At 39.3% G+C, this 23,030-nt stretch carries 18 protein-coding genes; 10 read left to right on the top strand and 8 right to left on the bottom strand.

Translation table 11 applies throughout. The annotated features are described in order from the left end of the window. Positions 1-56: 56 nt before the first annotated feature. The 3 genes from uxaC to uxuA form a co-directional block, all read right to left on the bottom strand. The gene (uxaC, locus tag M0M83_RS20450; RefSeq protein WP_125893755.1) at positions 57-1,469 is read right to left on the bottom strand and encodes a glucuronate isomerase; all 1,413 of its coding nucleotides are present in this window, start codon (positions 1,467-1,469) and stop codon (positions 57-59) included. Positions 1,470-1,482: 13 nt separating this feature from the next. Further along, positions 1,483-2,949, bottom strand: coding sequence for a fructuronate reductase (locus tag M0M83_RS20445; protein WP_248467291.1), 1,467 nt, complete (start codon positions 2,947-2,949; stop codon positions 1,483-1,485). Positions 2,950-3,013: 64 nt separating this feature from the next. Next, on the bottom strand, positions 3,014-4,201 hold the full coding sequence (gene uxuA / locus M0M83_RS20440; protein WP_125893752.1) for a mannonate dehydratase: 1,188 nt from the start codon (positions 4,199-4,201) through the stop codon (positions 3,014-3,016). A 381-nt stretch (positions 4,202-4,582) separates the two neighbouring features. On the opposite strand from uxuA, the gene M0M83_RS20435 reads away from it, so the two are divergent. Continuing rightward, on the top strand, positions 4,583-5,878 hold the full coding sequence (locus tag M0M83_RS20435) for an MFS transporter (RefSeq protein WP_125893750.1): 1,296 nt from the start codon (positions 4,583-4,585) through the stop codon (positions 5,876-5,878). A gap of 156 nt (positions 5,879-6,034) precedes the next feature. Then, a complete protein-coding gene (locus M0M83_RS20430) occupies positions 6,035-6,808 on the top strand; it encodes an FCD domain-containing protein (protein ID WP_413776255.1) in 774 nt (257 codons plus the stop codon). Between the two features lie 382 nt (positions 6,809-7,190). On the opposite strand, the gene M0M83_RS20425 is transcribed toward M0M83_RS20430, so the two are convergent. The 3 genes from M0M83_RS20425 to M0M83_RS22055 all read right to left on the bottom strand — a co-directional run bounded on the left by M0M83_RS20425 (position 7,191) and on the right by M0M83_RS22055 (position 9,835). Further along, entirely contained in the window at positions 7,191-8,795 is a 1,605-nt protein-coding gene (locus tag M0M83_RS20425; protein WP_248467290.1) for a metallophosphoesterase, read from the bottom strand. A 210-nt stretch (positions 8,796-9,005) separates the two neighbouring features. Then, positions 9,006-9,650 carry a hypothetical protein gene (locus tag M0M83_RS20420; RefSeq protein ID WP_248467289.1) on the bottom strand — a complete coding sequence of 215 codons (645 nt, stop codon included), beginning with the start codon at positions 9,648-9,650 and terminating at the stop codon, positions 9,006-9,008. Next, the gene (locus M0M83_RS22055) at positions 9,629-9,835 is read right to left on the bottom strand and encodes a helix-turn-helix domain-containing protein (RefSeq protein WP_094961967.1); all 207 of its coding nucleotides are present in this window, start codon (positions 9,833-9,835) and stop codon (positions 9,629-9,631) included. Before M0M83_RS22055 ends, M0M83_RS20420 begins: the two co-directional genes overlap by 22 nt. A 743-nt stretch (positions 9,836-10,578) precedes the next feature. Between M0M83_RS22055 and fdhE the strand changes: the two genes are divergently transcribed. The 7 genes from fdhE (at position 10,579) to M0M83_RS20385 (ending at position 19,865) form a co-directional block, all read left to right on the top strand. Next, entirely contained in the window at positions 10,579-11,514 is a 936-nt protein-coding gene (fdhE, locus tag M0M83_RS20415; RefSeq protein ID WP_140172669.1) for a formate dehydrogenase accessory protein FdhE, read from the top strand. 22 nt (positions 11,515-11,536) lie between these two features. Then, the gene (gene selA, locus M0M83_RS20410; RefSeq protein WP_248467288.1) at positions 11,537-12,928 is read left to right on the top strand and encodes an L-seryl-tRNA(Sec) selenium transferase; all 1,392 of its coding nucleotides are present in this window, start codon (positions 11,537-11,539) and stop codon (positions 12,926-12,928) included. Continuing rightward, positions 12,925-14,793: a selenocysteine-specific translation elongation factor gene (selB, locus tag M0M83_RS20405; RefSeq protein WP_248467287.1), complete on the top strand. Its 1,869-nt coding sequence runs from the start codon at positions 12,925-12,927 to the stop codon at positions 14,791-14,793. The genes selA and selB overlap by 4 nt, the downstream gene beginning before the upstream one ends. Before the next feature lie 69 nt (positions 14,794-14,862). Continuing rightward, the gene (locus M0M83_RS20400; RefSeq protein WP_125893740.1) at positions 14,863-16,527 is read left to right on the top strand and encodes an LTA synthase family protein; all 1,665 of its coding nucleotides are present in this window, start codon (positions 14,863-14,865) and stop codon (positions 16,525-16,527) included. A 232-nt stretch (positions 16,528-16,759) separates the two neighbouring features. Then, positions 16,760-17,761 carry an NAD-dependent epimerase gene (locus M0M83_RS20395; protein WP_248467286.1) on the top strand — a complete coding sequence of 334 codons (1,002 nt, stop codon included), beginning with the start codon at positions 16,760-16,762 and terminating at the stop codon, positions 17,759-17,761. Positions 17,762-17,805: 44 nt separating this feature from the next. Continuing rightward, a complete protein-coding gene (locus M0M83_RS20390) occupies positions 17,806-18,972 on the top strand; it encodes a nucleotide sugar dehydrogenase (RefSeq protein ID WP_213913802.1) in 1,167 nt (388 codons plus the stop codon). Positions 18,973-19,160: 188 nt separating this feature from the next. Beyond that, complete coding sequence (locus M0M83_RS20385) at positions 19,161-19,865, top strand: lipopolysaccharide core heptose(II) kinase RfaY (RefSeq protein ID WP_213913801.1); 705 nt, start codon at positions 19,161-19,163, stop codon at positions 19,863-19,865. A 49-nt stretch (positions 19,866-19,914) separates the two neighbouring features. Here M0M83_RS20385 and thiM read toward each other — a convergent pair whose 3' ends face one another. Next, on the bottom strand, positions 19,915-20,703 hold the full coding sequence (thiM, locus tag M0M83_RS20380) for a hydroxyethylthiazole kinase (RefSeq protein WP_213913799.1): 789 nt from the start codon (positions 20,701-20,703) through the stop codon (positions 19,915-19,917). Positions 20,704-20,780: 77 nt separating this feature from the next. Beyond that, positions 20,781-21,875, bottom strand: a complete 1,095-nt coding sequence (locus M0M83_RS20375; protein ID WP_248467285.1) for an ROK family protein — start codon at positions 21,873-21,875, stop codon at positions 20,781-20,783. Between the two features lie 297 nt (positions 21,876-22,172). On the opposite strand from M0M83_RS20375, the gene M0M83_RS20370 reads away from it, so the two are divergent. Then, positions 22,173-22,991 (top strand): purine-nucleoside phosphorylase, encoded by an 819-nt coding sequence (locus M0M83_RS20370; protein WP_125895067.1) that lies wholly within the window; start codon positions 22,173-22,175, stop codon positions 22,989-22,991. Positions 22,992-23,030: the final 39 nt, after the last annotated feature.

Raw genomic sequence — 23,030 nt, 5'->3', positions numbered from 1 at the left:
TTTGAACAATGAGTGATAGGCGGGAAAATACCGCCTATCTCATAAAATGACAGTCATTATTTTGAAGTGAAAAAATTCAGTGCATTATTAAAACAGATATCTTGAACCATATTTCCTAGCATTTTTTCATCACTTGGTACTTCACCATTAACCGCCCAAGTTCCAATCATATTACATAGTATGCGACGGAAGTATTCATGACGCGTATAGGATAGGAAGCTACGAGAATCGGTTAACATTCCAACAAATTGGCTTAATAAGCCTAATTGTGAAAGTTGCTCAAGTTGACGCACCATGCCGTCTTTTTGGTCATTAAACCACCAACCAGAACCAAACTGAACTTTCCCTGCTATGCCACCACCCTGGAAATTGCCAATCATAGTTGCTAGTACCTCATTATCACGAGGGTTTAAGCAATATAAAATGGTTCTTGGTAGCTCATTGCTCTTATCCATTTCATCTAACAAACGGGAAAGTGGGTAAGCTATAGGGCTATCACCAATAGAATCGAAACCGCTATCAGCACCTAACAGTTTGAACATCCGGGTGTTATTATTGCGTAATGCACCAATATGCAATTGCATAGCCCAGTTTCGCTTAGCATATTGCTTACCTAGCCAGACAATGACTGCAGTAGAGAATTGAGCAATAGATTGCTCATCCAGAGGTTGCCCACGAAGTCTATTTTGTAAAATAGTATCGAGCACACTTTCATCGGGGATCGGGGCGTAGCGTAGCACTTCAATTCCATGGTCAGAGGCCACACAGCCATGCTTATCAAAGTGGTTTAGGCGTGATCCTAAAGCTGACAATAAATCACTAAAACGATTAATTTCAATATCCGCTGATTGCCCTAATTTCGTCATGTAATCGACGAAACCATCAAGCTCAATTTTAAATGCTCTATCTGGACGCCAACTTGGACGGACTTCGATATTGAAAGTATCATCTTGTGCAATTTTTTGATGATATTCTAATGGATCTGTTGGGTCATCGGTTGTACCGACCATGTGTACGTTCATTTGCTGCATAATCCCACGAGCTGAAAATTCGGGGTGAGCCAATTTTTCGTTTGCTTCGTGCCAAATGGCTTCAGAGGTCTCAGGGGAAAAGAGCTTACCCGTAATACCAAAAGGGCGACGTAATTCTAGATGAGTCCAATGGTACAAAGGGTTACCTAGCGTCATAGGAACCGCTTTTGCCCAAGCTTGATATTTTTCGTAGTCACTCGTTTCACGGCCTGTAATAAGAGATTCAGGGATCCCAGCAGACCGCATTCCACGCCATTTATAATGGTCACCTTCTAACCAGATTTGCCCAAGATTATCAAATTGGCGGTTTTCTGCTATTTCACGAGGGTTCAAATGGCAGTGATAATCATAGACTGGCATTGTTGCAGCATAGTCATGATAAAGACGGCGAGCCATTTCGTTATTGAGTAAAAAATCTTCACAAAGAAATGTTTTCATATCAGTATCCAATTTAAAGCTTAGCAACGGCTTGGCGCGCGCCGATATCAAGCAACTGTTGATAAGCTGATTTAATTGCAGCGACAAAGTGTGGATTTTGAGGTAACTCAGTACCAAAAATGGCATCAATGGCGAGTAAATCATCAACAACTGAAACAGTTAGCCCATGTTTCGCATAAATGGTGGCGTATGTATCAGCAAGCGGGTCACGGACATCAATTTTTTGGCCTTGTTCATCTACACCTGCGACATAACGCATCCAGCCGGCGATCCCCAACGCTAAATGACGATAATCAGATTGGTTTTCGATATGCCATGCGACTGGGTCTAATAAACGCTGTGGGAGTTTTTGGCTACCGTCCATCGCGATTTGCCATGTTTGGTGCTTCAATGATGGATTCGTAAAGCGCTCAATTAAATTATTGGCGTAGGCAGGTAAGTCAGTTTCTTCTGGCATAACCAAGGTTGGTGCTTGCTCATTTAACATTAATGCATGAGCGGCACGACAATAATCGGGGTTAGTCATGGTATCAGAGATATGTGCGTATCCACCTAAGTAGCCAAGATAGGCTAAGAAAGAGTGGCTACCATTTAACATTCTTAGTTTCATCAGTTCGAATGGAACAACATCTTCAACGAATTGTGCACCGGCACAATCCCATTCTGGCCGACCATTGACAAAGTTATCTTCAATGACCCATTGGCGGAAAGGTTCACAAGCAATAGCACAATCGTCCTTAACACCTAAAAGTTCTGCTATTTCAGACAAGGTTTCTTCTGTTGCTGCGGGAACAATGCGGTCAACCATAGTGCAAGGGAATGTGACGTTGTCTTCTATCCATTGGGCTAATTCAGCATCTTGTAATTTCGCTAATCCTAAAACCGCTTCTCGAGCGACATGGCCGTTCTCGCGAACATTATCACAAGAAAGTACGGTAAATGGCGGTAGTTTGCGTTCAGATCTTCGTTTTAGAGCCGCAGTGATATAGCCAATCGCTGAGGCGGGATTGTTTGGCGTTGATAAATCTTGTTGAATGAGTGGGTTATTTGTATCTAATTTCCCTGTTGCGGGGTCGGCACAATAACCTTTTTCAGTGACAGTAAGAGAAACAATGCTGACAGAAGGCGAAGCCATTTTTTCAAGAATGGCATCAACACCATCAATGAGCGGGTGCAGCGCTTCTTTCATTGAGCCAATAATTTTTAATTCGGTATGCGTTTCACCTTTTTCTGCCACGGTATAAAGCATGGATTGTTGCTTAAGATTTTCTATCAAAGCCGCATCATGTTTAGACATGAGATTGACTTCACAATAGCCCCAATCACTGTCTGTTTTTTCTAACACGTGGTGAGTATAGAGCGCTTGGTGAGCACGATGAAAAGCACCACAACCTAGATGCACGATACGGGTGGTTAGGCGGTCTGTTGTCCAGTTTGGGCGATTAGCATTAATTGCCGCAGTAACGATATTTTTTTCCATGATGATTCCCTGTTGATTGGCGGCCAATATCATGTGACCGCCTGTCAGGTACAACGGTGAATGATTATTTTTTTGGATAGAATGCGCGATGGATCCCTAATTCTAGCCCTCTCAGTTCTGCGAGCCCCTTGAGGCGGCCTATCGCGGAGTAACCTGGGTTTGTTTTTTTCTTTAAGTCATCAAGCATTTGGTGTCCGTGGTCTGGACGCATAGGGATCAATTCACCTGAGCCACTTTGTAGTCGGCGATGCTCTTCTTCAGCAATAGCGCAAACCACATTATACATATCAACATCGCCCGCCAAATGCGCCGCTTCATGGAATGTATTTGGGTTATCTTCTCGTAATGTTGAACGCAAATGCAGAAAATAAATGCGTGAACCAAAGGTACGGATCATATTCACTAAATCGTTATCAGCTCTTACACCATAGGAGCCTGTACACATTGTGTAGCCGTTTGCATCACTATCAACGGTGTCTGCCATCCATTGCATATCCTCAATTGTTGAGACGATACGTGGCAAACCTAAAATTGGGCGAGGAGGATCATCGGGATGAACCGCCATTTTCATACCAATTTCTTCTGCAACTGGAATTATTTTCTTTAAGAAATAAGCAAAGTGTTCACGTAATTTATTTTTATCGATATTTGCGTAGCGTTTTAGGTGTTGGCGGAACTGCTCAAGGGTATACCCTTCTTCTGCACCAGGTAAGCCCGCGATGATATTACTAATGAGCTTTTGTTTCTCTTCATCGCTCATGGATTCAAAACGTTGTTTTGCCTGAACTTGTTCTTCAGCGGTGTAATCTTGCTCCGCATTTTCTCGCTGTAATAAGTAAATCTCAAATACAGCAAAAGCGATTTGATCAAAACGTAATGCCTTTGAGCCATCTGGAAGCTCATATTCTAAGTCAGTGCGTGTCCAATCAAGTATTGGCATAAAGTTATAACAAACTGTACGGATACCACAAGCTGCGAGGTTACGCATTGATTGTTGGTAGTTTGCTATCCATTTATCGCAGTCACCAGTATGTGTTTTGATATCTTCATGAATAGGAATACTTTCCACTACCGCCCACTCTAATTGGTTGGCCTCAATTAAGTCTTTGCGTTTTTGTATTTCGTCAACACTCCATACTTCACCGTTAGGTATATGATGAAGTGCCGTTACAATTCCTGTTGCGCCTGCCTGACGAATATCCGATAGAGAAACCGGATCAGCCGGCCCGTACCAACGCCAAGTTTGTTTCATACTTAACCTCGTTTATATTTCACAGATGCTTCTTAATCGGCTAATAAGCTTTTTTGCAAGTTTGTCGCGCCGTATTTTGGAACCGATAGTCAGTTCACTTATTTTATAAAAATTGTGCCACGATGTTGTTTTAAGATCTATAGAGGTCAACCAATTTGGTTAACCAGATCACAAATACCCATTAAATTTGGGTGACCAATAACAAAGTAAGAGGCAGCTCACAAAATAAAGCCTTTGTTTTATGCAGAATCCGAACAATAAAATAGAAGAGTTATCAATTTAAAACTATTTTTACCACTGGTTGACCAATTTGGTTTTAACGGGGCTAACCATTTATTCATTCAGGATTACAAGAAAAATATAAAACGTAAAAGGCTGATTATGAAAAAGTTAAAACATTATCGATGGTACATGATTCTTCTGGTTTGCTTCATTACCATAATTAACTACTTAGATAGAACCGCACTCGGTGTTGCTGCTCCAACCATCATGGAAACTACAGGGATCACAAAGGAACAGTATTCATGGATTGTGAGTGCATTCCAGTTAGCCTATACAATTGGTCAACCAATAATGGGTTTTTTTATTGACACCATTGGCTTGAAATTAGGATTCTTTATTTGTGCATTAATCTGGGGTTTAGCCACTATGGGGCATGCATTAACAGGCTCATGGCAAGGTTTAGCCTTTATGAGAGGGATTATGGGGTTCAGTGAAGCCTCCGCAATTCCTGCCGGTGTGAAAACTGCATCAACTTGGTTTCCAGCGAAAGAGCGAGGCATCGCAACTGGTGTTTTCAATATGGGAACATCCTTTGGTGCCATGTTAGCGCCACCATTAATTGCTTGGGCTATCCTATTTCATAGCTGGGAATTTGCTTTCATCATTTCGGGTATATTGGCCATTATCGCTGCATTTATTTGGTTTTTCTTTTACAAAGACCCTAAAGATGCGAAAAGATTATCCGATGAAGAGCGTGCTTATATCGAAAATGGACAAGAAAAATATCTTCAGGTATCTAAGAAAGAAAAAACGTCTATTACAAATATTTTGAAACAACGTAATTTCTGGGGAATTGGGATTTCTCGTTTTCTTGCTGACCCGGCTTGGGGAACGATTAACTTCTGGGTACCTATTTTCTTTGTAGAAACACTAAATTTTAGCCTCAAAGAAATCGCAATGTTTGTTTGGCTGCCATTCCTAATGGCAGATTTAGGTTGCTTGGCAAGTGGTTTTGTTGCCAAGTTTTTAAATGACCGTGGAGTATCATTAATTAACTCGCGCCGTATTACTTTTACCATTGGTGCCATTTTGATGACGACCATTGGCTTAGTGAGTATTGTTGAGAATCCATATGTTGCTGTTTTACTTATTAGTATTGGTGGATTTTCTCACCAGCTATTATCAACAGTTGCAGCCACTCTCGGTGCGGATTTATTCAAAAAGAACGAAGTTGCAACAGCTGTTGGTATGGCAGGTGCGTGTGCTTGGACTGGTCAGTTAATCTTTAATTTATTCATCGGTGCATTTGTTGGTATCATCGGTTTTGGTCCATTCTTTGTGGCTTTAGCTGTTTTTGATTTAATTGGTGCTGCAGTATTGTGGATCCTTATTAAAGAAAAAAAAGAACCGGAAGAAAATGGGCATAATCAAGATAACTCATTAGCAACATCGTAATTAGTGCTAGTTATTTGAAAAGGCGCGGAATTTATTGTTCTGCGCCTTTTTATTTGTTTTTTATTGCACTTGTGTAGTACAAAACTATTTTTGGTCGACCAATATCTGTTAAACTAAATATAATAAAAGTTAAGTTTTAATTGAATGGCCAATGTAATGACACAGTTTACTGAATATAAACGCCCCTATCAGGAAGTCGGCCATGCTTTACGCCAAATGATCTCTAATATGAGCTATGCGATTGGTGACAGGCTTCCACCGGAGCGGGAAATTGCTGAAATGCTAGATGTTTCACGTGCAGTCGTACGCGAAGCTTTGATTATGTTAGAAATTGAAAATCTTATTGAAGTTCGTAAGGGGTCTGGGGTTTATGTTATTGCACTGCCTCAGGACAAGGGAATTGGTGAGCAGGATAAACCTGACGGCCTTGCTCTTAATGCCGCAGGGCCATTTGAATTACTTCAAGCTCGTCAATTACTCGAAAGCAATATTGCAGAATTCGCAGCAACACAAGTTACCCCTGTAGATATTGCGAATATGCGTAAAGCGCTTAAAAGAGAACGAGATGAACTAAAAACAGGTGAAGATGAAATAGGAGATCGTGAGTTTCACCTTGCGATAGCGCAAGCAACGCATAATAGTATGTTAGTCGAGTTACTGAAACAATCATGGGAGTGGCGTGAAAACAACCCGATGTGGCAAAAGTTACACGCGCGCATCACAGATAAAGACTATCGAAAAGCATGGATGACGGATCACGAAGTCATTTTAGCGGCCATGATCAAAAAAGATCCTGCAGCGGCAAAAGAAGCTATGTGGCAGCATTTGGAGAATGTAAAGCAAAGGTTACTTGAGCTATCGGACGTTGATGACCCAAATTTTGATGGTTATTTATTCAATTCTTACCCTGTCGTTTTAGTACGTAATTAAAGACAAATTTAATTTGAATAGGTCGCTCTTAACTAACAATAGAGCGACTATGATATTGAGCGCCTTGCAGTCATAACCACTTCAAACCTCAACTTCACTATTTTTATCCTAGTGATAACAAATTATTTATATCAAATAAAACAATCATCATCCTGATTTACATTTACCTTGATCTACTACGGGTTTATGCGAGGGATAATTCTGGTGCTAGAGTAATCTCAAGGTGACTTTTGTTTTATCCTGAATTATATAAAAATATAAATGCCTTTTTAGGATTGATTTTTATTATTTGGTATTTACGTGATATCAAAGGGTTGAGTACGCATAAAAATACGCGACTAAATTATAATTAGTCGCGTATTGAACTAGTTGTTAAGTTATTTTAATTTTTTTTATCAATACTCCAATCCTGTTTTGCAGAAATAGTCAATAAGTCGCCTGACTTAATAATATACGTATAGTAGCCACCAACTATTGAACTATTACGATCCGCTGTTGATTTAACTATAATCTTTTTATTACTTAGGGGCAGTTTGGGAATGGAAATTTTATTTAGCCATTTCTCATTTTTAATTTCAATATATATACTATCGTTAGTTTTAAAAATATCTTTTATCATTTTTTGTGTAATAGAATCTTCATTCTTAAACGTAAGCTGATAAGCTGATTTTTGCTCCAACGAATCTACGTCATTTTTCATTTCAAACTGCCAATAAGACTTACAGGAAACCGTACATTTTTCACCTGTTGAAATCCTATGCTTCTCTTTATTCACGATCAGTGTACTACAATAGGCCGCAGTAGGAACAATGGTAACGGATTGATTATTTTTTAGTGGCGGTATTGTAATTTGGTCAGCCCAGTGACCATTTTTTGATTCAATAAGAATATGGTTGTGCTGATTTAGTGCTGCATTCAATACCTCAATGGTGATATTATCGTCATTATTAAATTTTAATTTATGGTAATTAATTTCATTAGATTTAGATTTAGATTTGTATTTAATAATTTTATTTCTTAGGGTGTTAATTTCTTTCCATGTTTTCTCGTCATAGATTTTTATGTATTCATCTTTGTATTCTTTATTCATTAAGCGATTTGATTCTGAAATTAATGAATCAGTTTCTTCGTCAGCATAATCTGGTAGCTCAGCGGCTAAACTTGATAAAGTAGGTAATAATATTATTGTATCAAATTCAGATAAATGAATATTTTGATAAAAATTCCAAGCTTCAAAGGTTAGTTTATCATCTTCTATTTTTAATAAATAGCCAGTGCCTTTATCTGTAACCCCATTTTCACCTAATGTTAAACTTGGAATATCAATTAATGTTCCAAATGGACGTTGAATAGCTTCAATAATCCCAAAGCCATTATGAATATGACCACTTAACATAATTATTTGGGGATAACGAGAAAATAGACTTTTTAGTCTTTCATCTTGCGGTCCAAATCCGCCATATAAGTATGACCGCCAATGTGAACAATTGAATGCTTGATGTGTCATCACAAAAATCGGTTTATTCGCATCAACGCCTTCAGCCAGTTTTTTTTCTAACCAGAGAAGTGATGCTTCATTTAATTCCATTTGATTTTTTAAAGGAACATCTGTGTTCAAACAAATAAAATGATAACCATCAATCCATGCATCAATGCACATTGTATCTTCTTGCCGGTCAATATTGCATTTTTCTAAGTAAGAGTCATATAATCCGACTAAATCGGGGTCTAATGGCTCATGGGGTTCGGCCCCAGTTCGGACATCATGGTTGCCTAACATCAATAATAAATTTTGATGATATTTTTTTGGAAATTGTTCTAGGAAAATATCAAAAGAATCTTTTCTATGTTGATGATAATCACCAATGTCCCCAGCCATTAATAACCCTTTGGCTCCACAGTGATTAATATTTTTAATAGACGTTGCCAATACTTCTTTATCATGATCTGAGCCTATATGAATATCACTAATTACACCAATTATCATACGAAATTTCCTTTTAAAATGAGTTGAAAATTATAGTCCATTGTTTTTTGTCTGATTGGGGTTTTTTATTTCAATCGTACTGTCTTGAATTTCATTAATAAAACTATTTTGGCAAGAAGATAAAAATAAAGAAAACATAAAAAAAGAAATGATTTTCATTGTTAGTCTCGAATTATTTAAATTGATTTTTATTTAAAGTAAAATTATTCATTAATAAATTTCAATATTACTTTCTTTTAGTAGATAAGCTCTCCTATTAAGAAAAAAATTAAAGGGTTCTTTTTTAAACACCAAGTCAGGATTCGATTTTTTATTAAAGTATTCCTCAGTCATGAATGAATAGCCAGTTTTATTTTCTAATGAATGTAATAAATCCAGTTCGTTTATTGTAAGTGTTTTAAAGTTTATACCGATTTTTTTTATTTCTTTTAAAAATTCTATCATGGTACAATGTTCGAATGATGATTTTGTTTGAATAAGAATTTCATTACTCATCATTTTCTCAACGCTCATACTTTTTTTCATTAATTCTTTATGAAAAACTAAACCTAATATTTCAGTTTTTAAATTTATTTTTTGTATACTTTTATGGTTAACGTCGATATCTACAGGTGATATTATGATGTCATAGTGGTGGTTTTTTATTTCATACAAAATATCATTTGAGATCTTGCATTCAACTTCAATGCTAATACTCTTATTTTTCAATAGGTTGTTTATTATCGAATGTATCCCATAGAATGGAAATCCATCAATAAGAATTTTAATTTTTTTTTCATTGTTTGGCACAGTTAAGTTGTTTAATATTTTATTTATACTTTCATAGTGAGGGTTTATTTTATTAAATAGCTCCATGCCATAATCGGAAATGAGTATTTTATTTTTTTTTTAACTAAAATATTCTTTCCTAGCTTTTTTTCGAGAAGAATCAAACCTTGTGATATCGCTGAAGACGTGACATTGGTAGACTCTGCCGCTTGATTTAGCGAACCATTTTTAGCCAAAGCAATAAACTGGTTTAATTGTTTCGAGAAAAACATAACTGTCCTTAGTCGGTTGGAAAACTCTAAATTAGGATCTCAATCCATTAATAATCTATTACGGTAGTTTAATCTAAAAGTTGTTTTTATAAGTTAAATTAATATAAAATGCAGCTATTAGAATTCTAATTAAACATTTATCTATAATTCGCTAATAAATAAAATTGAATAAATAGGAAGTATAATTATTAGTGTGATTAATAACTCTCTCATTTCTACGGTCTCCGCTATAATTTAGTTTTAAAACTATATCAAAGAAAATTAATGCAGTAATTTAAATATCCTTGCTAATGTTTCAATAAAAACTTTATTTAGCTGTATCTATTAGCTTATTAATTATTCTTATATCGTTAAAGTTTGATTAACCCCACATATTTTAACAAGAATAGATGATTTTAAGCCCACCACAATCGGTCATTTATGATCTTGAAATAGATTGATTTACACCTTTGAAAATGCCTTTATCATCGGTGATTTTGTATCATAATTGTTCTTTGCTTAAGGTAAATTTGTCTGCATTTTTTCCTTTGTTGCCTACAAAACCCTTATCAGATCAAATACCCGTCTTGATACAAGGGCATCAAGGTAGCGACCTAACCGTTTTTGTTTTATCCTGAGCAGTAAGTGGCAGCAATTTCCGCCGATGGCATAAAATAGGAATGATTAATTTGAGTATAGGTTTACCCTATGCTCAAAAAATTGTTCAGAAAATAGAAAATAGAAAATAGAAAAGAGAGAACGCAATGGGTATTCGTATCGTTCCTAAAGAAGAGTTAGGACAAGAAAGATTGAAAGAAAAGGGAATTGGTTTTATTCCACCAGTTCTGTTTCCTAACTTAAAAAGCTTATATCAGCGCCGTGCTGAGCGACTAAAAGAACTTGGTGCGGGAGAACATCCTTTTGCAGATTATCTGAATTTTGCTGCTGAAGTGGCAACTGCCCAACATAATGCACAGCATGATAATCCATTAGAAGTGGATATGGTCTCTATCCTTGAACGCACAACAAATACTAATAATTCGCCATTGGATGCAAAAACATTTCCACGGACAACACATTGGCACAAATTATTAACGGCAATTATTGCTGAATTAATGCCAGTCGTGCCTGAGTCTGTGCGACCTGCATTAGAAAACCTGAATAAAGCCTCTGAAACAGAACTTGAAGGTATGGCAACGGCTTTGCTGAATGAAGAGTTTGAAAAAGTGCCTGCGGATAAATCGATGTTTATTTGGGCTGCACTATCGGTGTACTGGGCGCAAATGGCCGCAAATATCCCTGGTAAAGCGCGTGCGGAACATGGTGACCATCGTCATTTCTGCCCTGTTTGTAATAGCATGCCAGTGTCGAGTATTGTGCAAATTGGCACCTCTCAAGGTTTACGCTATTTACACTGTAATTTATGTGAAACCGAATGGCATATGGTGCGCGTAAAATGCAGTAACTGTGAGCAAACCGGTAAATTAAATTATTGGTCATTAGATGATGAAAATGCAGCAGTTAAAGCGGAAAGCTGTGGTGATTGTGGTAGCTATCTGAAGATTCTTTATCAAGAAAAAGAAGCCAAAGTTGAAGCTGTTGCTGATGATTTAGCATCAATTATTTTAGATGCTCGCATGGAAGAAGAAGGCTTTGCGCGTAGTAGTATTAACCCGTTCTTGTTCCCTGGTGAAAAATAAGCGGTAAAAGAGAATTGTGACTATGGCTGAATCAGACTTGGCTTTATATCGTCAACTTCCTGCTATTGATAAATTATTGCAGCTCGATGAAGTTCAGATATTGGTTGAACAATCAGGGGCTCATTGGGCTACGGCATGTTTACGTGAGATGCAGGAGCAAGCTCGAGCCTGTATTGCACAGGCAGGGAAATTACCTGCTTGGCAGGACGATTGGGTCAAAGAGTTAGTTCAACGCCATCAAGCTTTAGGGCAAAGTGCGCTAAAAAACGTATTTAATTTGACTGGTACAGTGCTACATACCAATTTAGGCCGCGCGGTAATGTCGACCACCGCAGTGAATGCGGTTAGCCAGGTGATGAGTTCGCCTGTCACATTAGAGTATTCTCTAGATGGCGCGATGCGTGGGCATCGTGACCGTGCGATTGCTGATTTGCTGTGTGAACTCACTGGCGCAGAAGATGCGTGCATTGTTAATAATAATGCAGCAGCCGTTTTATTATTATTAGCAACAGTTGCAAATGGTCGGCAAGTAATTGTTTCTCGGGGTGAATTGGTTGAGATTGGTGGCGCTTTCCGAGTGCCTGATGTGATGGCGCAGGCTGGCTGCCAATTAGTTGAAGTGGGAACCACGAATCGGACTCACTTACGTGATTATGAGAATGCGATTAATGATCAAACTGCATTATTAATGAAAGTGCATACCAGTAATTACAGCATTGAAGGATTTACGGCTGAAGTTGAAGGTGAAGAGCTCGCAGAGTTAGGTAGAAAGTACCAATTACCGACAGCAATTGATTTAGGTAGCGGCTCGATGATTGATATGACAGCTTATGGGCTACCCGCAGAACCGATGCCACAAAGCTACCTTTCTCAAGGTATTGATTTAGTCTCAATTTCTGGAGATAAACTTCTCGGTGGTCCACAAGCAGGGATCATTTTAGGGAAGAAAAAATGGATTGATGCAATTCAGAAGCATCCATTAAAACGAGCTTTGCGGGTTGATAAAATGGTTTTAGCTGCGCTAGAAGCAACACTAAAACTGTATCTAACTCCTGAGAAACTCACAACAGATTTACCCACATTGCGTTGGTTGACCCGAGACCCTGAGACGATCCGTGATAGCGCAGAAAGCATAGTTGTTGCTCTACAAGCCTTTTACGGGGACAAATTTATTGTTGAAGTGGAGCCTTGTCTCTCACAAATAGGGAGCGGTTCACTTCCCATCGACCGGCTTCCTAGTTTTGCGGTAACCTTTACACCGCTAAATGGAAAAGGTGGCACATTAGAGCAACTCGCTACACAGTGGCGTCAGTTACCTCAACCTGTGATTGGGCGTATGAAAGAAGGTAAATTGTGGCTTGACCTGCGCTGTCTTGATGATGAACATGCATTATTACAGGCTTTACTTTCATGATTTTTGCGACAGCTGGCCATGTTGACCATGGTAAAACTTCTTTAATTCAAGCTATTACTGGCGTTAATACCGCGCACCTTCCCGAGGAAAAAAAGCGCGGCATGACCATTGACCTAGGGTATGCCTACTGGCCACAGCCAGATGGGAGTTCTATTGGTTTTATCGACGTTCCTGGACACGAAAAGTTTTTAGCCAATATGTTGGCAGGGATTGGCGGCATAAACCATGCTCTTTTGGTTGTCGCTTGTGATGATGGGGTAATGGCGCAGACCCTTGAACACCTTTCGATTTTAAGACTAGCAGGCTGTGAAAATGTCAGTGTCGTATTGACGAAAGCTGACCGAGTCGATCACTCACGAATTGAACAAGTTACTGAGCAAGTCACCTCCGAGCTGTCTCAGCAAGGTTGGCCTGACGCAAAATTATTTATTACGTCTACTGAAGATGGCCGTGGCATTAATGCGCTGCGGTTATATCTGCAACAACTTCATCAGCAAAGTGGTTCACATCCTAATACCCAACGTCGTTTTCGTTTAGCCATTGACCGCGTTTTTTTGGTAAAAGGCGCAGGGATAGTGGTGACTGGCACCGCATTAGCAGGAAAAATTCACGTTGGCGAGTCACTTTGGGTGACTGGCGCAGATAAGCAAGTTCGTGTCAGAGGCATTCATCGGCAAAACCAACCATCTGAATTCGCTGTTGCGGGTGATCGCGTGGCCTTAAACTTGGCGGGCGATATTGATAAAGAAAATATTACCCGAGGTGATTGGTTACTTGCGGAGCAACCTGCATTCATTGCAACACGGGTTATTGTCGAATTGGAATGCGATGCCTTAATTAAGCACTGGCAGCCTGTGCATCTTTATCATGGTGCGAGCCATATCACTGGGCGAGTGTCATTATTAGTGGAGCAAGGGGAAACCCCCGTGCTTGCTGAGTTAATTTTAGATACCCCATTATGGTTAGTAGAGAATGACCGCTTAATCATCCGTGATATTAGCGCTCGCCAAACGTTAGGCGGTGCTCGCGTGATACGTTTGGTTTCTCCACGCCGAGGCAAAAGGCTCCCAGAGTTTTTGGATTGGTTATCTAAGCTTTGCCGAGAACAAGATGAGCTGGCTCACTTTAAGTTACAACTTCCTCAAGGTGAACTTAATTTACGTGATTACAGTTGGGCACGGCAACTCACCCATGACGCATTAGATAATTTGCTATCACAATCAGATGTAGAACGTGTTGGAAACCATGTTTTATCCGTATTTAAAGCTCAAATAGCAAAAGATCGCATTGTTCAAACCCTTGAGAAATTTAATGAGATACACAGTGACCAAATCGGTGTGGGTAAAGCTCGTTTAAAACGTATGGCTCTACCTTCCATGAGTGAGGCGTTAACATTTAAATTCATTAATGACCTCATTGATGAAAATGTTATTAAGCAAACTCGAGGTTGGTTACATATGCCCCAACATGGGCTGGTATTTGATGCGCAACAGCAGTTAATTTGGCAGCAAATACATCCTTTATTTTCGCGTAACGAGGCGTGGTGGGTCCGTGATTTAGCATTAGAAAGTGGTTATGAAGAAGATACGATGCGCCGCGTTCTAAAAAAGGCTGCGCAAATGGGATTAATTACAGCGATAGTTCGTGACCGCTATTATAGCCATGAGCAAATTAACTATTTTGCTTCATTGATTCATCGCTATTGCTTGGAAAATGAGGCCATTTTTGCAGCTGATTTCCGTAACGAATTAGGCATTGGCCGTAAGCTTGCTATTCAAATTCTTGAGTTTTTTGATAAAAGCGGTTTTACTCGTCGTAAAGGCGATGGTCACTATTTACGAGACAAAGGCATTTTCGTTGAATAAATTGAGTGTTTGGATCCGTTATAGTAGTGCCTCATAGCAACCTCCAATATTAAATTTGTGGTAAAACTGATGAAGAAAAAGTTATTTGCAGGCTTTTATCTGGCATTGATCTTTATTGGCTCCCTTTTCTTGGTTTTTGAAAAAGGTAGCGTAATTTATCCTGTGCTCATATCGGTCAGTGTATATGCCGTTTTATTCGGTATTTTAATGGTGTTAACAGCCCGCTGGTTATTTTCTGTGGTGATTACCAGTACATTATTTATCATCATTAAATTCTTGAATCAGTTAAAAGTTCATTATTACAAAGAACAGCTCTTCTTTAGTGATATCAATATCATGACGGACACTTCCAATATGGGAACCTTAGGCCATTATTGGTTAGCGGGTGTCGCCTTGGTTGGGCTGCTTATATTATTAGTCATCAATGGGGTGATTAGCTGGCGGTTGCTCAAGCCAAGTAAATCAAAAATGACTCGCGTTATTGGTGCTGTTCTTATTGTTGCAGGTTACTTCGGTATTAACTTAACAAGCTCACATTATTATGACAGGTGGTCTCAGACGTTGCCAAAAGGCCGTGGGACCGTGACCAATATTATTATGTCAGCACAGAATGCGAGTTACCAATCCCCTGAATTTGCAGGTTCAGCCGATTACTTTGTGGAGAAAGCAGCGGCAGTTTCCTTAGACAATAATGTGGGATCAGAAAAACCAGATATCGTTTTATTATTGCAAGAATCTACCGTTGACCCACATATTTATAATTTACCGGAAGGAACCAAGCTTCCTGATTTATTTATGTTCCAGCGAGATAGTGGCGTTAGTGCGCATAGTCAGATGCGGGTGCAAACTTTTGGTGGTGGGACTTGGTTATCTGAATTCTCAGCGCTAACCGGTTTAAATAGCGATGATTTCGGTGCACAAAAAAGTGGCGTATTTTACTTTATCGTTGACCATCTTAAAAATAGCTTATTCAAAGAAATGAAGGCTAATGGTTATTATACTGTGGTACTTACTCCCTTTAATAAAGGTGCTTACCACTCAGGTCATGCTTATGAAACGCTTGGGGTTGATAGAATTATTCAACCACAAGAACTTGGTTACCCAGGAAAACTGCAAGATAATTTATGGACGATCAGCACAGATGACATGCTGAAATACGTAAAAGAAATCTTAGCTAAAGAAACAGATAAACCCGTATTTATTTTCTCTCTTACAATGTATGAACATGGCCCTTACAAAGAGAATCACAGTGATGACTATGGCATAAAAGATAAAATTAAAAACCCAGATGCAGCAGGCGAATTTAGCCATTATATGGACAAAATCGTAACTTCAGATGCATCAATACGTGATTTCGCCGAATTTATTGAAAAACGTGAGCGTCCGTTGATGTTTTTATATTTTGGAGACCATCAACCAGGTATTAGCTTAAATCAGTATAATTCTTCATTTTCATCCCCCGCTTACCTAACACAATTTACTTTGCGGGATAATTTGAAATCAGGGACTACGATAAAAACAGGGCAGTTAACGGATATTTCCTTCTTAGGCGGAATTTTGTTAGAAAGGGCAAATTTAAAAATTTCCCCGTTTTATGAGGCCAACATCAAAATGCGTCACTTATGTGATGGCAAGCTAAATGATTGTGAGGACCAAAAGCTACTTGATAGCTACCGTAACTATGTTTATGGCACTTTAGACGCAGCCAATGCGAATAAAGGCGATGTTCAATAGGATGTTATTATCAGCCGTAGATATTTATGATATTTACGGCTGATCCCCACTTTTTTGCTATTCCCCGACCTTAAATATTAATATTTTCTTAAAAATTATTATTTTTTACGCTTTCTTGCCTTAATAACAAAACCATTCGTTATTTTTTTTGTCTTAATTTTAGTTAATTTTTCTGTGAAATTAGGTGCTCATTTCGAGCTTTAGAATAGTTTAATGCTAGAAGACAATTAATATGAAATATTTGGTCACGGGAAGTGCAGGTTTTATTGGTTTTAAGCTTTGCCAACGTTTATTAGAGAATGGCCATGAAGTTGTCGGGATTGATAACTTAAATGCGTATTATGATCAGGGGCTTAAGCAATCCCGTTTACATTTACTGGAGCAGTTTCCTTTATTTCGTTTTATTCATCTTGACCTTACTGATCGTGAAACTGTTCGGGTATTATGTACCCAAGAGCAATTTGACCGAGTTATTCACCTAGCGGCACAAGCGGGTGTCCGTTACTCGTTGGAAAACCCATTTGCTTATGCAGATAGTAATTTGACCGGCCACCTCGCTATTCTAGAAGGCTGTCGCCAAGCAAAAGTAAAACATTTGGTCTACGCCTCTTCAAGTTCGGTGTACGGCGTAACTGATAAAACACCATTTACCACTGACATGGCAACCGATCACCCGATTTCCCTCTATGCGGCAACAAAAAAAGCCAATGAGTTAATGGCGCACTCCTATTCACACTTATATCAGCTACCAACCACAGGGCTGCGCTTCTTTACGGTGTATGGCCCTTGGGGGCGCCCAGATATGGCTCTATTTAAATTCACCAAAGCTATTTTGGCGGGCGAGCCTATTGATGTCTATAATAACGGCAATCTCAGTCGTGATTTCACTTTTGTTGATGATATTGTCGAAGGTGTGATCCGTATTTCAGATATAATTCCACAAGCGAACCCGAATAATCATTCGGTATCACCTGCAGAAAGTAGCGCGCCATATCGCATCTATAATATCGGTAATGGGCAGCCCGTTAAGTTGATTGAATTTATTTCTGCACTGGAAAAGGCGCTGGGTAAAGAAGCGATTAAAAACTTTTTGCCTATGCAAGCGGGTGATGTGTACACCACTTGGGCGGATACGGAAGACTTGTTTAGTGTGACAGGTTATCGCCCACAAGTTTCTATCGAACAGGGTGTTCAGGCATTTGTTGATTGGTACCGTTCTTACTATCATCAATAATATCAATAAGCTGTAACATCTTTAGCAGGATTTGAGAGGCAAGTTTGAAAATAGCAATTGCAGGAACCGGCTACGTCGGCTTATCTAACGCCATGTTACTGTCACAACACCACGAAGTGGTTGCGGTGGACATCATCCCTGAAAAAGTGGCGATGTTAAATAACCATCAATCACCCATTGTTGATGCAGAAATTGAGCAGTTTTTAACGGAAAAGACCCTCAATTTCCGTGCCACAGAAGATAAAACTGAGGCCTATACAGGGGCTCAATATGTGATTGTGGCGACACCAACCGACTATGACCCAAAAACCAATTACTTTAATACTCAATCGGTTGAGTCTGTTATTCATGATGTGAATAAAATCAATCCAGAAGCGACGATTATCGTGAAATCCACGATCCCTGTGGGCTTTACTTCACGGTTACGTGAAGAGTTTGGCTATACCAACGTGATTTTTTCTCCTGAGTTTTTACGTGAAGGGCGTGCCTTGTGGGATAACTTACATCCTTCTCGTATTGTAGTGGGCGAGCGTTCAGAGCGTGCGAAAATTTTTGCGGACTTATTGCTAGAAGGTGCGATTAAAAAAGACGTTCCTGTGTTATTTACTGATGGCACTGAAGCCGAAGCCATTAAACTGTTTGCCAACACTTATTTAGCGATGCGTGTGGCGTACTTTAATGAGCTTGATACCTATGCAGAAAGCCGTGGTTTAAATGCCCGCCAAATTATTGAAGGGGTCTCTTTAGACCCACGTATTGGCAACCATTATAACAACCCCTCATTCGGTTATGGTGGCTATTGTTTACCGAAAGATACCAAACAGTTGTTAGCCAACTACGATGACGTGCCGAATAACTTGATTAACGCTATTGTGGAATCGAACCGTACCCGCAAAGACTTTATCTCCGATGCAATTATTGCTAAAGCGCCACGCAAAGTCGGTGTTTATCGCCTAGTGATGAAAGCAGGGTCAGACAACTTCCGCGCTTCAGCAGTGCAAGGCATCATGAAACGTATTAAAGCCAAGGGCATCGAAGTTGTCGTTTATGAACCCGTAATGAAAGAAACAGAATTTTTCCGTTCTAAAGTCGTCAATGACTTAGCGGAATTTAAAGCTCAATGCGATATCATCTTAGCAAATAGAATGGTACCTGAGATCGAAGATGTCGCCGATAAAGTCTATACCCGCGATTTATTTGGTAACGATTAAAACGCGTTTATGGGGTAGGTTGGCATCGTGCTAACCTATCTCTGTATATTAAAACCTAATAACCCCACCTATTTTGTGCCATAGCGCACAAGTTACCTACTTTTAGAGCTGTTTTGCAATAATCGCTAAGAAATGTCGTTTTCCATTTGTTAGCATCCGCCAATTGATTAAAAATTGGCTATTTTGTTATGCAGAAAATAATAAAAAAACAGAAAGACGGTTTTATCACCTTTCAAAAAGAAGGTGAGATAGATTTTTGGCAAGTTGTTAATGATTATATTGATGGGAAGATCGCGGGTAAGAATTTAAGTAGCGGAAATATCGATAGAAGCGTTGCCCGTATTCAAGTCAATGGGCAAAATTTTATTATTAAATGTGAGAAAGAACGTGATAAGCGTTTTGAAAAACGGTTAATGCGTATTATCTCAGGCCCTTTTTATTCACGTTTATTGAAACGTCTGGTGACCGCACAAAATAAGGGATGCACTGTAACGAATGATATTTACTTTGTTGCAGAAAAAATGGTCGGTCGCGAGTCAGTAGAAACATGGATTATTGCTGAGTATGTAGAAGGAACTGTTTTATCTGAAATTGATGATATCAAGCCTTACTATACAGAGATGAAAACCATTATAAACCAATTACATAGATATGGTTTATCTTCTAATGATATCCACGCAGGGAACTTTGTTATAACCAATGAAGGGCTTAAGGTTATTGATTTATCAGACTATGGTAATTTTGCTATTTGCAAAGCAAATGATTTAATTGCATTACAGCGTTTTTACAATATCGAACCTGATAGCAAAAATTTTGTTTATCGATTTATTCGTTTCAGAGATAACTTTCGTCATTGGTCAAGAAAAGTAAGAGGGAAGAAAACTCGGCTCTAATAAATGAAACCAAGTTTTCATTACAACAAAGTTATCGAAATAGCAAAAGCTATTGATCACAACAAAGCGATTGATAAAGCGCATCTAAAAACTCAGGGATAAAACTACCCGTCCCATGGCAACGCTGGGTTGCGGCTTCTCCGGCTTGTTTCATGATAGCGCAAGCCGCGGCAACATTTTGCAGCCTATCACCCGGTAGGGTGCAACATGCAGCAACCACCGCAGAAAGAGCACACCCCGTACCGACCACTCGAGTCATTAAAATATGGCCACCAGACACCGCAAAGGTGCGTGTTCCATCGGTGATGTAATCCACTTCACCACTTATCGCGACAATAGTCTTAGCTTGTCTCGCTAATAATTGTGCTGCGGGAAGGGCGTCATCAGTGGTGTTAAGGGAATCAACGCCTCTACCGCCTGCACTGCTTCCTGCCAATGCCATAATTTCAGAGGCATTACCGCGAATAGCGGCAGGCTTGAGAGCCAGCAATTCATGGCAAAAATGGGTGCGAAAGCTGAGTGCACCTACGGCAACTGGGTCAAGTACCCAAGGTTTTTTCGCCTGCTCCGCACTGTTAACTGCACATTTCATCGCATATCGTCGCTCTGCGGTTAATGTGCCGACATTAACTAGCAAGCCGTGAGCGATAGCGGCAAACTGCTCCGCTTCTTCAGGCTCAATAACCATGGCAGGTGAGCAGCCGAGTGCTAACAGGACATTGGCAGTGAAGGTCTGAACAACGTCGTTTGTCATGCAATGAACCAGAGAGGATTGAGATGCAAGTTGCTGTAGTACCAGTGATTTCGTCGTGTTGCTGATGTGTTCAAATTCTAACATGATCCCCTCATTGCTAGTGATAGAGTATAGATTCGTTGATTTATTCTACACTCTATCCGTTTTAATGGAAGAACGGCTTAATCAGCGAGGTATTTCTCCATGACCATTCCCCCCGCTCCTTGAGCAACAATTTCGTATGAATCATTGGCGGGATAAATACGTGTCTTAATATGAGGAAAAATAGAGAGTTTCTCCTCAATAGACTTTTTGGTCATCTCGAAAAAATGATTTTTAGGGGTTAGAGTTCCACCACATACCACTACATCTGCTTGGGTCGTTAAAATGGCATTAGCGATAGCGATACCATAATAATAGGCCGCTTCGCCAAGTGCTTCGAGACATAAGTCATCGTTCAATGTCAGTGCGTGGAAAATAGTATGGTAACTAATTTCAGACTCATCATTAACTAATTCATTGATTATTGAACTTTTTCCCAACCTAAGTTGCTGGATCACGCGTGATTTAATTGCAGACAGTGAACTATATTGCTTTAAACAGCCAAATGACCCACATTCGCAGCGTTGGCCATTAATATCAATTGTTGTATGACCAAAGGCTTGAGCAGTACTAATGGGAGCCGGAGCGTATTGATTGTTGATGATGGTGCAACTGCGAATATCAGTATCACAGGTTGTGAATAAAAACCGCTGGCTATCAGAAGTATAACGTAAACGATACTCAGCAAAAGCGGCAAAACTAATCCCGCTCCCGAGTAACACAAAGCAAGGTACTTTACTGGAAATATAGTCGTGAAGTTCTTTTATACGTGAGTGATATTGATGATATGGCAGTTTATCGCGCTCTAAAATATGGTCGATGGCGATACCTATACCCAGCAAGCTTTTTACGTTAAGTCCATGTTCAGCTAATAAAACATCTAATTTATTAAGCAGATGGTCCACCATGTTTTCTGCGGTTTCTTGGTGCTCATATTTCACTTTTACTATCCCTAAAATATCTAACTTTAGGTTTTGTAAAACAATCGTTGAATATATGTCACTCATTTCAATGCCGATCAGGTAACCATCTGCAGCATTAATATTGTAGAGGATAGGTTTACGGCCACCAGTTGACTCCCCGAGTTCAGAGGTCGAAATTAAGTGGTTTTTTCCCAATTCATCAAGTAACCGAGCGCAAGTTGCAGGTTTCATGTTAGCAAGTGATGTTAGCATTTCTGCCCTAATGGGGCCGTGGTTTAAAATTAACCGGTAAAGAGTTTTTAGTTTTTGTGTTTTTGAATTTTTTGAGGTGCGAAATTCATTTAATAGTGTATGTAACAAGCGCCCCACTCCTTTTCATTCCGATTCTTGCGCTAAAGACTAGCAAATATACGCATAAGATTCTGCTTCTTGTGACACATCATAGCTAAAATCTTTTTCTTAAAATGAGATTAAGATCGCTGTTCTGTTTTTAAATTGCTTTATGATCGATTTTAACAATTTTTAGTCGATGTCAATTTGGAGACAGCCATGCATCACACAAAAGATATTCTAGAAAGCTTGAGTTTTATTCAGTCTCGCACAGATATTAAACCAACAGTGGGGATTATTTTAGGCTCAGGACTAGGCCCGTTCGCAGATACATTAGAAAATGCCGTCCATATTCCTTATAGTGAAATTCCTCATTTTGCTAAATCTGAAGCTGTAGGACATGCCAATGAATTGGTGATCGGCACTATCGCAGGTAAAAATGTGGTTGCCATGAAAGGCCGTTTTCACTACTACGAAGGCTTTTCCCTTGACCAAGTCACTTTCCCTGTGCGTTTGATGAAAGCATTGGGTGTCGAAAAATTGATTATCACCAACGCCTGCGGTGCAGTAAATACTGATTTTAACCCAGGTGACCTGATGATTATTACCGATCATATTAATTTAACGGCAAATAATCCATTGATGGGGCCAAACAACCCTGAATTAGGTGTTCGTTTCTTAGATGTTAGTGAGGTGTATAACAAAGAATTACGCCAAACAATCAAAGATGTAGCGGCTGAACAAGGTGTTTCTGTTCGTGAAGGTGTTTATGCATGGTGGACTGGTCCAACGTATGAAACTCCTGCTGAAATTCGTATGATCAGAACCTTAGGCGCAGATGCTGTTGGTATGTCTACTGTGCCAGAAGCGCTAGTTGCTCACCATTCACAAATTAAAACCGTCGGTATTTCCTGTTTAACCAATATGGCTTGCGGTATTTTAGAGCAGCCACTTAGCCATGACGAAGTTATTGAAACAGCAGAAAAAGTTAAAGCGACTTTCTTGAAACTCGTGACTGGCGTGATTGCTCGCTTCTAGTTTTATAGATTCTTTTTCTCAAAATAATATAAAGATGTC

This window comes from Providencia rettgeri (assembly GCF_023205015.1).
Lineage (GTDB): Bacteria > Pseudomonadota > Gammaproteobacteria > Enterobacterales > Enterobacteriaceae > Providencia > Providencia rettgeri_E.
The sequence above is the reverse complement of the archived record's forward strand: the minus strand, read 5'-3'. Positions and strand labels throughout refer to the sequence as shown.

Coding starts and splice junctions, on each gene's coding strand:
- uxaC (WP_125893755.1), bottom strand. CDS start 1,469: ATGAAAACATTTCTTTGTGAAGATTTTTTACTCAATAACGAAATGGCT.
- M0M83_RS20445 (WP_248467291.1), bottom strand. CDS start 2,949: ATGGAAAAAAATATCGTTACTGCGGCAATTAATGCTAATCGCCCAAAC.
- uxuA (WP_125893752.1), bottom strand. CDS start 4,201: ATGAAACAAACTTGGCGTTGGTACGGGCCGGCTGATCCGGTTTCTCTA.
- M0M83_RS20435 (WP_125893750.1), top strand. CDS start 4,583: ATGAAAAAGTTAAAACATTATCGATGGTACATGATTCTTCTGGTTTGC.
- M0M83_RS20430 (WP_413776255.1), top strand. CDS start 6,035: ATGACACAGTTTACTGAATATAAACGCCCCTATCAGGAAGTCGGCCAT.
- M0M83_RS20425 (WP_248467290.1), bottom strand. CDS start 8,795: ATGATAATTGGTGTAATTAGTGATATTCATATAGGCTCAGATCATGAT.
- M0M83_RS20420 (WP_248467289.1), bottom strand. CDS start 9,650: ATGGAGCTATTTAATAAAATAAACCCTCACTATGAAAGTATAAATAAA.
- M0M83_RS22055 (WP_094961967.1), bottom strand. CDS start 9,835: ATGTTTTTCTCGAAACAATTAAACCAGTTTATTGCTTTGGCTAAAAAT.
- fdhE (WP_140172669.1), top strand. CDS start 10,579: ATGGGTATTCGTATCGTTCCTAAAGAAGAGTTAGGACAAGAAAGATTG.
- selA (WP_248467288.1), top strand. CDS start 11,537: ATGGCTGAATCAGACTTGGCTTTATATCGTCAACTTCCTGCTATTGAT.
- selB (WP_248467287.1), top strand. CDS start 12,925: ATGATTTTTGCGACAGCTGGCCATGTTGACCATGGTAAAACTTCTTTA.
- M0M83_RS20400 (WP_125893740.1), top strand. CDS start 14,863: ATGAAGAAAAAGTTATTTGCAGGCTTTTATCTGGCATTGATCTTTATT.
- M0M83_RS20395 (WP_248467286.1), top strand. CDS start 16,760: ATGAAATATTTGGTCACGGGAAGTGCAGGTTTTATTGGTTTTAAGCTT.
- M0M83_RS20385 (WP_213913801.1), top strand. CDS start 19,161: ATGCAGAAAATAATAAAAAAACAGAAAGACGGTTTTATCACCTTTCAA.
- thiM (WP_213913799.1), bottom strand. CDS start 20,703: ATGTTAGAATTTGAACACATCAGCAACACGACGAAATCACTGGTACTA.
- M0M83_RS20375 (WP_248467285.1), bottom strand. CDS start 21,875: ATGCTAACATCACTTGCTAACATGAAACCTGCAACTTGCGCTCGGTTA.
- M0M83_RS20370 (WP_125895067.1), top strand. CDS start 22,173: ATGCATCACACAAAAGATATTCTAGAAAGCTTGAGTTTTATTCAGTCT.